Annotated in this window: 14 protein-coding genes; 2 read left to right on the top strand and 12 right to left on the bottom strand. The window is 38.5% G+C overall.

The window, feature by feature from the left end; genetic code table 11:
* Window positions 1–435 precede the first annotated feature (435 nt).
* Window positions 436–933, top strand: coding sequence for a hypothetical protein (locus ACE1B6_RS10585; RefSeq protein WP_413257191.1), 498 nt, complete (start codon window positions 436–438; stop codon window positions 931–933).
* Between the two features lie 172 nt (window positions 934–1105).
* On the opposite strand, the gene ACE1B6_RS10590 is transcribed toward ACE1B6_RS10585, so the two are convergent.
* The 4 genes from ACE1B6_RS10590 to ACE1B6_RS10605 all read right to left on the bottom strand — a co-directional run bounded on the left by ACE1B6_RS10590 (window position 1106) and on the right by ACE1B6_RS10605 (window position 3893).
* Entirely contained in the window at window positions 1106–1399 is a 294-nt protein-coding gene (locus ACE1B6_RS10590; protein WP_413257244.1) for a TMEM165/GDT1 family protein, read from the bottom strand.
* Window positions 1400–1475: 76 nt separating this feature from the next.
* Window positions 1476–1910, bottom strand: coding sequence for a TMEM165/GDT1 family protein (locus tag ACE1B6_RS10595; RefSeq protein ID WP_413257192.1), 435 nt, complete (start codon window positions 1908–1910; stop codon window positions 1476–1478).
* Window positions 1911–1987: 77 nt separating this feature from the next.
* Window positions 1988–3472 carry a serine hydrolase gene (locus tag ACE1B6_RS10600; RefSeq protein WP_413257193.1) on the bottom strand — a complete coding sequence of 495 codons (1485 nt, stop codon included), beginning with the start codon at window positions 3470–3472 and terminating at the stop codon, window positions 1988–1990.
* Window positions 3473–3542: 70 nt separating this feature from the next.
* Entirely contained in the window at window positions 3543–3893 is a 351-nt protein-coding gene (locus ACE1B6_RS10605) for a YkgJ family cysteine cluster protein (protein WP_413257194.1), read from the bottom strand.
* 216 nt (window positions 3894–4109) lie between these two features.
* On the opposite strand from ACE1B6_RS10605, the gene psb30 reads away from it, so the two are divergent.
* Window positions 4110–4253: a photosystem II reaction center protein Ycf12/Psb30 gene (psb30, locus tag ACE1B6_RS10610; protein ID WP_413257195.1), complete on the top strand. Its 144-nt coding sequence runs from the start codon at window positions 4110–4112 to the stop codon at window positions 4251–4253.
* Window positions 4254–4326: 73 nt separating this feature from the next.
* Here the strand turns inward: psb30 and ACE1B6_RS10615 are convergent, their stop codons facing one another.
* The 8 genes from ACE1B6_RS10615 to ACE1B6_RS10650 all read right to left on the bottom strand — a co-directional run bounded on the left by ACE1B6_RS10615 (window position 4327) and on the right by ACE1B6_RS10650 (window position 14107).
* The gene (locus ACE1B6_RS10615) at window positions 4327–5133 is read right to left on the bottom strand and encodes a DUF6817 domain-containing protein (protein WP_413257196.1); all 807 of its coding nucleotides are present in this window, start codon (window positions 5131–5133) and stop codon (window positions 4327–4329) included.
* Window positions 5134–5202: 69 nt separating this feature from the next.
* Complete coding sequence (locus ACE1B6_RS10620; RefSeq protein WP_459563004.1) at window positions 5203–6498, bottom strand: ABC transporter ATP-binding protein; 1296 nt, start codon at window positions 6496–6498, stop codon at window positions 5203–5205.
* Between the two features lie 106 nt (window positions 6499–6604).
* Complete coding sequence (locus tag ACE1B6_RS10625) at window positions 6605–7636, bottom strand: glycosyltransferase (RefSeq protein WP_413257198.1); 1032 nt, start codon at window positions 7634–7636, stop codon at window positions 6605–6607.
* Window positions 7637–7763: 127 nt separating this feature from the next.
* Entirely contained in the window at window positions 7764–8609 is an 846-nt protein-coding gene (locus ACE1B6_RS10630; RefSeq protein WP_413257199.1) for an ABC transporter permease, read from the bottom strand.
* A gap of 59 nt (window positions 8610–8668) precedes the next feature.
* Entirely contained in the window at window positions 8669–9712 is a 1044-nt protein-coding gene (locus ACE1B6_RS10635) for a glycosyltransferase family 2 protein (RefSeq protein WP_413257200.1), read from the bottom strand.
* 49 nt (window positions 9713–9761) lie between these two features.
* The gene (locus tag ACE1B6_RS10640) at window positions 9762–11048 is read right to left on the bottom strand and encodes a glycosyltransferase (protein ID WP_413257201.1); all 1287 of its coding nucleotides are present in this window, start codon (window positions 11046–11048) and stop codon (window positions 9762–9764) included.
* Window positions 11049–11608: 560 nt separating this feature from the next.
* Window positions 11609–13678: a single-stranded-DNA-specific exonuclease RecJ gene (gene recJ, locus ACE1B6_RS10645; protein ID WP_413257202.1), complete on the bottom strand. Its 2070-nt coding sequence runs from the start codon at window positions 13676–13678 to the stop codon at window positions 11609–11611.
* Window positions 13679–14107: a hypothetical protein gene (locus ACE1B6_RS10650; protein ID WP_413257203.1), complete on the bottom strand. Its 429-nt coding sequence runs from the start codon at window positions 14105–14107 to the stop codon at window positions 13679–13681. It lies immediately after the preceding gene.
* Between the last annotated feature and the right edge of the window lie 105 nt (window positions 14108–14212).

Here is a 14212-nt window from a genome sequence, read left to right on the forward strand (position 1 = left end):
TTAATCAAATTTAATGACGATTTTGCAGGTTTTTTAAATTGATTTATTACTATTTAAGCGAATAATAATTTTATACTTATTTTAGGTTTCAATATCAAGTAGTGTCAGGTATAAATTGTCCGATCGCACTTAATTTTTCCGCTAAATTGCCTGATTCTAGCTTGATATTAATAATTAGCAAGCGGATGACCAGGATAATAGTAAATTAAAAGAATGGTCTGCGATCGCTTCATGTTGCTGAGAGAATCTGAGAAGTACCCATCGGTTTTTATTAAGATTTTCAAAGAAATTTTACTATCTCGTAATCAAAAACTTTTCCTGCGATTACTAACTAATTTTAATCAAAATAACTGTAATAAACTGCAAAAATATTTCATGTTTCTCACAAGAGAAATTCGCTAAACTAAAAGTAATGCAAAAGCAGGTGCAATTATTATGCCTTTAATCTCTAGTGTTCCATTAAAACGACCAGGATGGCAAACAGTAATCATTTTTACCTTGACCTTTTGGCTTAGTACTAGCCTGGTGTTGGACTTGGTAATTATGCCTGGTTTGTATGCTTCTGGAATGATGTCGCAAAGTGGATTTGCCACAGCTGGTTATCTAATTTTCTGGGTTTTTAACCGCGTCGAATTATTGTGTGCAGCTTTAGTATTGACGGGTGTGTTAGTTTTTAAACGCACACACAATGCTTTAGTGAATCAGAGCCGCAATGCAATTGCTTTAGCAATGGTACTTTTAACTATTGCTCTGATGTTCACTTACGTCTTAACACCACAAATGAGTGCTTTAGGACTAAATTTAGAGGTTTTCGATCCAGTTACTTCTGTTCCAGGTAAAATGACTTTGTTACATGAAACTTACTGGATTTTGGAAGTAATTAAGTTAATCGCTGGTGGTGCAATGCTAAGTTTGTTTTACCGAGAGAAGTAATTGTTGACATCCTCCCCGGCGTAAACGCACGGGGATTCCAAGAATCACTTCTGATTTGGCATAAGTATATCATGATTAACGAAAGCCGTCCTACAAGGACGGGGCTTTAAACCCATTTTTTCTGGTAAACCAGAAACCCGGTTTCTTCAAGAAACCGGGTTTCTATTTATTCTTATTCTGATTCTTCGGGTAAAGCAGCACTTGTGAAAAGTAAGCGGATAGCCATAATTGCAAAACCGATCGCAGCGATCGCCTTCACCAAATGTACAGGTAACAATTGCGCTGCACCTTCGCCAGCAATCACGCCTAAAAAACTCGTCAGCAATAAGGCTCCAGCCGTGCCCAAAAACACAGCACGAGGAAATTTTGTACTTCCACTGAGAGCGATCGCTGCTAGCTGGCTTTTGTCTCCTAATTCTGACAAAAACACTGTAATAAAACTTAGTCCTAAAAGATGCCAATCAATCATAGTGATTTTCGATTTTCGATTTTGAATTTTTAAATTGTAGGACAGGCATCCTGCCTGTCATTCCCAGTCCCATTTAAGAATGAAAAATTTCCCAAACTAACTGCATAGTAATTACTAACATACTAATTCCGGCAGCTTTATTTAAAATTTGTGGAGATACCTTAGTTGCTAACCACCTACCGAGTAAAACTCCCAGCAAACTTGTGGCGATTAATGCGGAAGATGCGCCAGCAAAAACTAACCAAGGAGACTGAGATTCTGCACTCATCAGCAAAGTAGCTACTTGAGTTTTATCTCCCATTTCTGATAAGAAAATAGTTAGAAAAGTAGAGCCAAAAACTGCTAATGCTCCTTTACTAAAATTCTGGCTTGGCTCTTGTGTCGGTTTCTCCAGTTTCCCGGAATCAGAGATATGCAACTTTGACTCAATTATAGTTGGTTTTGCATCCTTAGTCTGATTCAGCGACTCAGGAGCAGACAAGGTTGGCGGTGCAGAAGAAAGTTTCACAGGCAATTTTACAACGCTAGATTATTTTCATATTTCTTTCATTTTATCGGCAAGAGTGCATTTTGGCGTAATTTTTATTACTGTTGTTCGGGATTTTTTCCACTCATGCGATCGAACACCACCTGCGACAGCATCGGAAATAGCTGCCAATCCTTAGAATAACCTTCATCTGCACCCAAGATCGCCAAAACATAAATTGGGCCATTTTCCTCCCTACTTCTGACAAAAGCTACCTCATGACGACCTGTTTCCGTCCAACCTGCTTTGGAAGCAAAATCCACCTCAGAAGGCAATCCTTGCCCCAAAAAGCCCCGAACTGGGTTAAATCCAGCAAATCTGGCGGTATTTTCCCGCCAAGCTGACAATCGTAAATCTCGCGCCAAGAAATGCACCATTTTGGCACTTGCTTCTGAGGAAACTGCTTTTCCGGTGACAATTTCATACATTAATCTAGCAGCGTGTTCGCTAGAAATTTGATTTCTCAGTTCTTGAGGATCGTTCCACATTTGCATATCTCTACCCTCTGGCGTTTCATGGCGCAAATAATTAATCGGGTAGGTTTTTTGATGAATAGCAATACCTTCGTAGCCAGCTTTGCCGAAAAATTCACTAATTTTGCGGCGCTTACTTGCCCAGTTAACATACTTTTCGCCTCGCAAATTGTAACCAGAGTCAGTACTAGTTAAAGCATCAACTAATCGACTAGCCGCATCATTAGAAGATTGTTGAATCATCCGATTTAAATCAGCACCATAAACAGGCTCATTGGGTAAAATTCCTCGCTGCATTTGGTCAAGAACATTGACCATCCAAAACATTTTCACCACACTAGCGGGATAAAAGAGTGATTTTTGTTGATATCCCGCTATTTCTCCAGTTTTCACATTAATTAATGCGATCGACAGGGGTTCGGTGGATAATCTTCGGGATTGAATTAACTGCACCATTTCATCAACAACTGCTTGTAATTGTTGACTTGGTTTTAAGTTAGGAGGAGTAGTGACGTTATAAACTAATTCAGTTTCTTGTAAACTGGAATTTGTTGGTGTTGGCAGTGCGATCGCTCTAGTTCCCGGAGGAATATCTGGTGGTAATAACGGCGTAGTCGGTAGCTGCTTTAACAGTTCTGTATTTTGTCCAGCAAATGTAATTTCACTCCGATTAAAAAACTGCACCACGGAAGAAATCGCAGAGACAATAATCCACAAAATCGTTAGTGCTGCTAAGATCAACCCTGCTAATCGTAGCTGATAAAGTTTTTTCCAGCCGGGGCGACTTCTCCGCTTTCTGAGATAATTGCTACTTTCTAAGTCTCGATATCTAGAGGAACGTCTTCTTCTTCTCGGCGTGGCTTTTTCTAACCGCAAAAGTGAAAAATCACCAGTTTTTATGCGAGACTGAGATTGATTTCCTGGAGATTGATTTCCTGGATCGAACCAGTCAGCTTTTCGTTGAAGTTTGCTGTTTTCCTGCTTCAGCCGTTGAATGTATTCATTCGCACGATTGAGTCTCTCTTCCAGATCAGCTAGCTGTTGATAAGGGCTTGGCGATCTTTGTTGCACGAACCACTCCTATAAAACACCTAAGTTTATCTCACCGAAAGAATACATCAAGTAAGTATAAAATGATCAGCTAAAATTTCACTTTTTGATTGAAATGTTGCATTTCTGGGCTATCAGCACCGTAAATGTCTGTAATATGCTCTTGGCAACATTCAATGGCAAAATCGTTAAGTTCTTCTGGTGCAATGTCGTACATATCCTGAAATGTTTCTGGTTCGACGCGGCAAAATCGCGGACGATTTGGGTAAATGCGACATTCGCGGCTAGTGCGATCGAAATTTACACACCATCCCTCTTCCCCCACCATGCTGAGATACTCCTCTAGCTCCTCTGGGGTTAGATACTCTTCTAGGTCGGGACGCTCGGATGCTTCTAGATAACAGCAAGCACCACACCCTTTGACGCAACTCCAAGTTGCCATAATTTTCACCGATTCCTTTCGATTAATGCTTTTCGAGTCTAGCAACTCTGCCAGTTAACGGGAGATTTCCTTGTTAATTCCCAGCTTCATGATTATTTATATTTTTTTATACTTTTGTTAAGTTGCTTAAAAAAAATGGGCTGTGGACAGGTAAGATAAAAGACGGATTTTTTAACGTAAGTATTCAAACCAATCTGGGATAGCGCGGGAGGAGAAATGGGATCAATTATTAATTCTGTTACCAGTGTTGTTACCAGTATTCACTGGGAAGTGATTGCTCAGCTGACTCTGGTAGCTTTAATTATGATTGCTGGGCCAGCTGTAATTGTGGTACTAGCTTCTCGCAACGGCAATTTATAAAAGCTTCTGCGAGTTCAGTTCTTAACAAAACTAAAGGGGGAGTTAATCCCCCTTTAGTTTTTGGCTGGTAAATTTAATAATTAGTTTGGCTGCTGAGATTAGTTTTCCCGATCGCACGAATCGCTCGTCGCGGAATCGATCGCCAACGCCGCAGCTGACTAAGAAACCAAGGATACCACACTAGAGAAAGTTTTTTTCGGTACGAATTAGGCGCGATCGTAAAAGAAACATTTTCACCGCTTTGATTCCGCAGTTCGTTGGGAATTTCCGCTAAAGTTGTTTGTTGAAATACGGTTGCTAGTTGCTTTGCTAAACTGGGAAAACCTAACTTTTCTGCCATTTCTACCATCAGATCGCAACTGTGATTAATATATCGCTGATATTTCAGTTCTCCACAATAAAGAATACCTAAATCTAGATACTCTTCTAACTCATTTGTTAAGCGAATCAATAACACATCGCGTTCAATTGCACTTAGGCTATCGAAGCGATCGCCAACAGCAGAAATAGTTTTTTCATTCCACTTCAAAGCTGTATATCTAGCAATATATTCTTCGACTTCTTCACCGAGAACCAGCCTAATTTTTTCCCGTTTAGCATTATCAATACCTTTCTTTCCATCTCCAAAATCACCATTAGTATAAGCAGCGTGTAAAAGTCCCGCGGCTACTACTTTTCCCGATGCGCCAAGACTAGCGAGAATACTAGCAGTACCTACCAAATGAGCGATAAACGTTTTCCCAGAGGAGCGAAAGCCACCTGTAAACAATTCCATCACTAACTGATAAGTATTGTACAGCAAAGTCAGTTCACTTTTTGAGTAGCCGCTATCAGATAGCTGGTTAAAAAGTTGTAGGTTTGTTTGGGCGTATGAGTGCATATTTCGCATTTGAAAAAATGGTTTAGCTATGATGTAAATTTAAGCGATCGCACTCATATCTACCTACTTCTAAAGGATGGTTTTGCTAACAACTTTCCAATTTCGCGGCTGATAAAACAGACATTGATTAGTTACTTTGCTAGATTTGACACTAAAGCGAAAAGATTCAACTATATCGAAAGAAATAAATCCTTCCTTGATGAAAATCTTGGCGCTGTAGATACCAGGTAATAAGCCGCAGAAAGGCATTTGCATTTGCAATTCCACTCTACCGGGAGATATTTCTAAGGATTCGCGATCGTTCGCTGAAGTCATGTATAAAACGCGATCGTTCTGTCCGGCTAACGCTGTAATTGCTACACCTAAATTAGCACTTTCAATGTGTTTATAAGCTTGGCATTCTACACATAAATAAGCAGATTCGCCAGTATTCAGCGTTTCCAATAAATTTCCTTGCTCATCTTTAAAATAGAGAGAAAGAATATCCAACCCTAAGCTTTCACTCTGAGGTTTTGCTGGCAAAATCATCTTCCCTTTCAATGTTTCTGAGACATTTAAAGACTGATCCTCTTCATATTTACGCATCACTGGATCGGTTTCGCCAGATGCGATCAATCGACCTTTTGCCAAATAAACTGATTTATGACAAACCTTTAACAAGTCATTTGGATTATGGGAAACTAAAATGAAAGCTGTGCCTTTTTCTCGCAATTTTGCTAGCTGACGGTAACACTTCATTCTAAATTTTACATCCCCAACCGCGAGGACTTCATCAATTAGTAAAACATCTGGTTCTATGTGAACTGCACAAGCAAAACCTAACCTAGCTGCCATTCCCGAACTGTAGCTTTGCACTGGTGAATCAAGCGCATCACCAATTTCAGCAAAATCTACTACATCCTGAAATCTTTCATTAATTTCTTTAGTGGGTAAACCCAAAATTGACATATTAGCATAAATGTTTTCTCGCCCTGTCAAAATAGGATTAAAACCTGCTCCTAATGCAATTAAAGGAGCTACTCTACCTTTAACTTTCACACAACCTGTATCGGGGTTAATTAATCCACTAATAATTCGCAATAAAGTACTTTTTCCGGCTCCATTTGAACCAATTAAACCTAGTGCTTCTCCCCGTCGCAATTGGAAAGTAATATCTTTAAGTGCCCAAAATTCTTTTGTACGGAGAGCCTCACTTTTTCGTTGTCCTCCGATTAGTTCAGTGGCGATATCTTGCACGCCGTAGAAGAGCGATCGCTTCAAGTCTCGACAAAACTTTTTAGACACACCTTCCACAGATACAACTACTTCGCTATCTTCCTGTCGCGGAGCAATTTCTTGATTAAAATCTTCGATTAACTCAGTCATCATCACGATCGTATCCTCTCAAATAAAGCCTAACTAGACACAATTTAAATTATTTTAGCAGAGCCAACAAAAGATTTTTTTGCGATCGTTGGCTCTGCTTTAGTTTTTACCTATTCCAAGCGTAATCAGGTGAATTTTTCTCTTTAACTACTACGCTAAAGGAACGCAAGGACAATTTGAATCTAGTCAGATAATAAGTCATTATTTCTGCCATGCGACAGCCAAATAACTTTTGGATTAAATAATGAACTTTACTGCGACTACTTGATTCAAATTCAGGAAACAGCACCAAAGCTTTTTCCATAGATTGCAGAAATCGTAAATATTTATCGTGGTTAATATTGGGAAACTGATCGTACAGGTAATCTCTCCCAAACTTAAAGTAAGCTTTGGCTAAAGCTTGGCGATAATTTTGAGAAAGTTTACCTAATTGAAATAGTTTCTTTTCGGCTCTTTCCATTACCTGAGAATGACTATTTAGCCAACGCAATCTACAGGAAGTAGAAACAGTTATATCATCATGTCTTCTGTAGATCGAATCACAACCTGGTTGATAAACAAACTTGCCGCCATTGATAGCTATAGTCATTAAAAAATCTCTATCTTGAGCAGCTTTTAAGCTTTCATCCCAACAACCTTTGTTAATTATTGCCTCTCTGGTAAATAGTAAACCAACTAAAGGAACCCATTGATCGTTTGAGAGTAATGACTCTAAAAAATCATTTTTTGGCCCACAAATTTCTACTGAATCAAGATAACTACTGCCATCAGATAAATGCTTCTTGTACCTCCAATCACTGTAAATAACATCACCTTCCATTTTCTCGAAAGCTTGCACTTGATTGGCAATTTTTTCTGGTAAAATATAGTCATCAGCATCTAGGTATTGAATATATTCACCTTTCGACAAAGCAAAGCCTTTATTCCGAGCATAATTGCCTCCTTTGTTTATCCCAGTATCCCAGATGATTCGATCTTTATAGCTTTTGATGATCTCCAAACTGTTATCGGTAGAACCATCATCAATCACAATAATTTCGATATTAGGATAGGTTTGCTGAAGACAGCTATCAATTGCTTCGGACAACCATCGCTGTGCATTAAAACAAGGGATGATTATTGACACAAGTTTTTCCATTGTTTTTACCAAATTTAGACAAAGAGTGGTCTGAGGAAAGAGAATTTTCCCCTAACTTTTTAAGGCTGGCTACTGCTATTTAATTGGCAAAAATATTGAAGAATTGAACGGTAATTGATGAGTAATATTATGAACTCACCCGTTCAATTACGAAAGGCATTGCTAAACGAAAGACAATCCAAGTTAACAGAATGCCAATGAAAGTAAGAATACTGACAATCCAAAATCCCGATGGATTGGAAATAATTCCTGTAGTTGCTAATTCCCTGGTTGTAACTAACAAAGGTGTCACAGGATTTAGTCTTACCAGCGTTCCAAAAGTGCCTTGAGTGGGAACTGGAAAAACTACTGGAGTGAGGAAAAGCCAAAAACCCGTAATCATAGTTAGACCTTTAGAAACATCTTGATACAACATTCCTAAAGGTGCTAACAACAAGCCGATAAATGTGCCCAACATAATTAAATGAATTAAGGCTACAGGAGCAAGAATTACAGTTGAACTAACTGGAACTTTAAACCAAATAAACAAACCAACAATTAAAATTAGTTTGATTGCGAAGTTAAAAAAAACTTCGCCGATTTTGGCTAAGATAATCGCTTCTCTGGGAAAGTTTACTCTAGCCAGCATTGGTTTTGCCAAAGTTACTGCTTGCACTGGGCCATTTAATGCTTCGACAAAAGTTTGCCAAAGTGCGGTACTAAACATCACGTAAGCTGGATAGGGTATATCAGTTTGACCAACATTAATAACATTGGAATCACTAGCTAAGGTAAATCCTAATGCCATTACTATTGGCGGTAAAAAAGCCCAAGTAAATCCTAAAAATGACTGGCGATATTGAGCACTGATATCGCGTATCATCAGCCGCCAAGCTAGTTCGCGAGATGCTAATAAGTCTCGCCACATTTGTTTGAATAATTGGAGAGGATTTCTGAGTTTGCTTTTGGGTGTGTAGACAGCTTTAAAAGTCATGTTTTTGTCACCTAATTCCCCTGAGAAAAGTTTTCGTTTTCGGTAAATTTGACCCCGATTTAGTTACTTGATAATGCTGTTTTTGGAGATTTAGGTAGCTGTAAGGGAGTTTGTTGTTGAGTTAGTTGGCGCTGTTTTTCGGTGTAGCGATCGGTTAAGTAGCGGTTAATTGCTTTGTCTACCGGAGTTAACCATTTTTCTAGTAAATGGCTCTTAATGCCAAAGGTGAGCCGACGACTGAGAGGACGAATAATCGTGTCTCTTCTGCGCCAGCCTAAACCTTTATATTTAGTTTTAAAATAGCCATCTTCGTCTAAATTCCATTTTTCCCGCAGACGATTTAAGCTAGTCATTGTCCAAGCATCACTCCAACGCAGCATATAGTAATGCAAGTCTGATAATTCCAGTGGTGGGCCAGGAACATAAGTGACAACACAAGTAGGTTCAAAATAGATTGTTCCCCCAGCTTCAGCTACAGTCATGCAGAAATCAAGGTGTTCTTTAGTATTCATTAATTGCTCGTCAAGAAAACCGATTTTCTCAAATATTTCGGTGCGTACTAATACACAATGAAACTCGGCTAATTCCGTTTGTTTGCGTTGCAATCGATCGCGTAATTCAGGAACTCGATGACCTTGTTTGTACATCTTTTCTCGGATTCTTCTTCTGCCTATTTTATCGATTAAAACATGGGATTCTCCTCCGGCAAAATGGATAATTTCATGCAAGGGTTTTTCCTGGCACATTAAAGGACCAACTACTGTAGCTTCAGTTTCTTCGGCACAGTGAACTAATGCTTTTAACCAACCAGGAGAAACTATTACATCATTGTCAATAAATACCAGGTATTTGGTATTAACATGAGCTAAACCAATATTTCGCGCATGATTAGGCGAAAGGTAGTAATTTTTTCTAATTAGTTCAAATCCTTTTGCTGCGGCTTGTTCTTGCAAATAGCTCTGAACTTTACTAGGTGAATTTCCATCTACATAAACTAATTTGAAAGGTGTATCTGTGAATTCGTAAATGCTTTCTAAGGATTCACTGGCGCAACTAAAACGCTCGCGTGGTGAGACAACAATAGTAACTAGCGGTTCTTCCATTGCTAAAAACTCCTAATTTAATTTCTTGGTTTGCCGATGTTTTTGGGAATTAAGTCTGCATGAAACTGACTTGTGGTTTTAAAGTAGGTTCCGGGAATTTTCCTCTATTCACTAATTGCTGATAAACTTCAACTAATTCATCGTTAAGTTTGTTAGTTTCGTAGTGTTTTTCTACGTAAGCACGACCTGCTTTTCCCATCTGGGGCCATTGTTCTGGATGTTCAATTAGATGGATTAGTTTTTGGGCGATCGCATCAGCATCACGTTCAGGAACTAAAAAACCAGAAATACCATCTTCTATTAGTTCTGGAATCCCACCATGTTGAGTTCCGATTACAGGTAAACCCATCGCCATTGCTTCTTTTAAAGTGTTAACTGGGGCATCTTGGTTGCCATCAGCTGCGGTAACACTGGGAGCGATAAAGATATGTGTTTTGTCAAGAGTTTCGATGATTTCTTGTTGATTTCTCCAGCCTAGCAACTTAACTTTTTCCTGCATTTTTAAGTCGGTAATTAGTTGCTGAAAAAATTCTTTTAAATACCCATCACCAATGATATTGTATTCAATATTGGGATAGTTTTCTGCTACTTTGGCTATGGCACGAATGGCGTACTCTATGCCTTTTTTCTCGATTAAACGACCAGTGGTAGCAATGCGAAATACTCCATCAGATGAAGGATGACGAGTATTAAAGGCAAATCTATTGCAGTTAATACCCGATCGATGGACAAGGACTTTATTCGGATCGCAACCTAGTTTGAGGATGCGGCGTTTAAAAAAGTCGCAGTTGGTGAGAAAAAAGTCTGCGGTTTTGAATAGTCGATCGTAAATGCGATCGCCTTTTTCTTGCACATACCAACTAATATCATATCCCCGAAATGAAGAGATTAATTTCCCTTTTAATCCGCCAACATCACGGACAAACATTACTTCTAAGGCGTAGATACCAAACTGAGAATGAATGATCTCGTATTGCTGGCTTCCTAAAAAAGGAATTGCTGTATAAAGTATCCTGAGTGAAGCGGCTTTTTTGCCGTATTTGAAGACGTTGATTGCTTGTAAACAAGCTAAAGGATTTTTCCAGAAGTTAGTTGTTAGTAACCAGAGGGCTTTGAGGGTTCGCCAAACATAATTTTCGGGGATTTTTGGCGCATAGTAGGTATGCTCAAGCAGGTGATATTTCTCCACATCTGGATGCACTTTTTCTTCTAGTTCATATCCTTCTAGGGCGTAAATGTCTACTTGGTGTCCGCGATCGATTAAACCTGTAATCTGATTTAAAATGAATGCCTCAGACAAAACCGGAAATCGCCCAACTATGAAAGCTATTTTCATGAGTTCTCCTCAACATAGTTAACTATTACTTCAGTTAGATTAAATACCTGAAAACTAATTTTCATAAGTTGGTAATCGTCAGTTTGCATCAGGTTGATATACATCGGTTCATTACTTTGAACTTTGTATCTATCGAAATGTTAAGTAAAACCTAAGTGGAATTACCACTATTGCAATTATATCTTTACAAAAAATTTATATTCTTCTCAAAATATGTAAACTTTTTGTGAACTACACGAAAATTTGCGGAAAAATTAGCCTATTAACTATTATGAAATCTACCCCTTTAGGTAGATTTCATGTTTTCCTATCCCCCTAAATGGAGAGATTTTTAATAGTGTTATTTATTACATTAAGTCCTTACTATATATAGGGTTTGAGGAACTATTTTTTGGTTTTAGAAGCAAATATATTTATCTTTAACTAACAAAAACCCTGATTTTTAATCGTTAATCAATTTGTATTACAGGCTACTGTACTGCTCGGTTAAGGTATAGCCCAAAAGCTCGTTTCTTCAAGAAATCGAGCTTATTTGGGTTGATGAAGTAACTAAAATCACACTAAAGTCGGTCTTTGACTCTTTCTAAAGCTACTTGTGCTACTTCCACTAAAGAGGAGAAGGGGGGTTGTAAAATATTTACGTCTACTGCGTCTTCGCGAGTTTTACCTAACAAGCCTGTGGTTTTTCCTAAAGGAACTGCTAAAACTTTGCCTTCAGCATTTCTAATTCTTAATTCTGTTAATGAATTATTGGGATATAAACCGCAAGTGTAATACTTTTGATTGTGATAAAATTCTGCTTTTAAGGGAATAGTTTCGGCTGTTAAGCTTTGCCAAGACAATGGTTTTCCTGGTCTGACACCTAATATTTCTAATTCTACAGTTTTACTTCCATTAAAATTGTTTTCTCTGAGCCGATAGGCTAGATCGACTCTAGTGGGTAAGGGAAAGTAGTCGCGCCAGCGCCATGCGATCGCCTTAATTTTGTCCGGCGATCTAAACTGAGAAATAGTTAACTTAATATGACCTTTCCCAACTATTTGCTGTTCCAAAATCCGCACATCAGACATCCAAAAAACGGGTGCTGAATTCTCAATTCCACAAGGTTGTAAAGCCTGGATTTGCTGATATAACTCTAAATTAATATCGGAAATTTCGGCTTGAATATCTATTTTTAACAAAGGTTTGAGATGTTCTGGCTGCAATAATTTATGAGCAAATTCACTCAGTTTTTGGCGAAATTGTTCTAAGTTTTTGCCAGGTAAGGAAAAGCCACCTGCTGCTTTATGTCCGCCGAATTTCCCTAGCAAATCTTCACAAAATAACAAAGCTTCAAACACATCAAATTCAGGAATTCCCCTAGCTGAACCGCGAATATGTCCTCGATCTTCTTCTTCATAAGTACCAATAAAAACTGGAACTCCGTAGCGTTCCACCAAGCGAGAAGCGACAATTCCAATTACGCCATGATGCCAGTTTGGTTGGACAATAACTAAAACTCGTTCTTGCTGTAAATCAATTTGGCTTTGTTGGCACCATGCTATAGCTTCCTGTTCAATTTCTTCACATAATTTTTGTCGCTTCAGGTTAATTTGTTCGCATTGCATAGCTCTTTCTAAAGCTATACCCATATCATCAGTAGTTAATAAATCAATCACGATTTGTGGGTCAGAAATTCTACCAATGGCGTTGATTCTTGGCCCAAGTCTAAAACCAATATCTTCAGGATTTAGGGAATTTTGAGTTCTGAGTTTTGAGTTTCCAGTTAATTGTTGGTACTTAAGAGATGAATTGGAACTGCTTTCTACTCCCGAAACTTGAATTAATGCTTGTACTCCGGCTAATTGAGAGTAAGGTAAAAGTTGTAAACCGCGTTTTACCCAACGTCGATTTACTCCAGTTAAGGGTGCTAAATCGGCAATTGTTCCCAATGTAAATAACTCTAACATTGGTTTAACTAAACCCTTAGCTTTGCCGAGTTTTTGAGCTAAACAAACTGCTAAAATATAAGCTACTCCTACGCCAGCAACTCCCCGATAAGGTGACGTTTCTCGAATTAGTTTGGGATTAAGAATCGCATTTGCTGGAGGTAATTTTGGCGGGATATCGTGGTGATCGGTAACGATGACTTGTAAACCTAATTCTCTGGCTCTTTCAATTGGTTCAAGTGCGGCAATACCGTTATCTACTGTTAAAATTAGTTGGACGTTTTCTGTGTGAAATTCTTCGATAATTCGGCAATTTATTCCATATCCTTCAGTCATGCGACTGGGAATGGCATAATCTACTTTAGCGCCTAAGCTACGGAGCGATCGCAACAACAAAGCAGTACTAGTCATGCCATCAGCATCATAATCGCCACAAATAGCAATTTTGCCTTGGGAAGCGATCGCTTTTTCCAACAATTCCAAGCTAATTCCCAAGTCAGGAAATTCATCCAAAGGATCGGGTAAAAATTGAGTTTCCGGTTCTAAAAACTCTTTAGCTTGAGTTGCTGTTTCAATTCCTCGATTAATTAATACTTGCGCTAATAAAGGAGAAAGATGAAATTTTTCGGCTAATTCTTTAGCTAGTTGAGGCTTTTTTGGGTAAAACTCCCAACGTTGTAAAGGTAATCGATCGTTGGGCATTTAAAAAACCATTACTTGACCAGGAATTTCTGTATCGTAAATTGCGCGATCGTCTTGTTGACCAAAACTACCAGGTTGTAAATCCAAAAGCACTGTTTGGGAATTTGGTTTTTTTACCCTTCCTGATAATGCTTGCTCTCCAGTGGGACTCCAATATAACACGGAAAGACCATGATCTTTGTTCCGCAATTTAAAGCGGAGTTTCTTTCTTTCTCTCGGCTTCATGGTAATTTGGTCAGTATAAGAAGGAATTTCGACACTAATCGGATTTCCCGTATGATTTCTTACTTGTAAAGTAATAAAATCATCTTGTTTGAGCGTTTTTCCAGTCTTAACAAACTTTGGTCCTGCGATAGTTTCGGTAGTGATAATAATCCCGGCTACAATTAAGAAAGTTGCACCTAAGATTCTCAGTAAGTTCTTATACATAATTTCACCTGCTAACGCTTCGAGAACAAAGGTTTTAACAAAAGCAAAAATCCTCTTCCCTGCTGCCTTTCTTTAGTGATTCTTCAAGCGCCAATATTATCTCAT

Source organism: Floridaenema fluviatile BLCC-F154, from assembly GCF_041929135.1.
GTDB lineage: Bacteria > Cyanobacteriota > Cyanobacteriia > Cyanobacteriales > Aerosakkonemataceae > Floridanema > Floridanema fluviatile.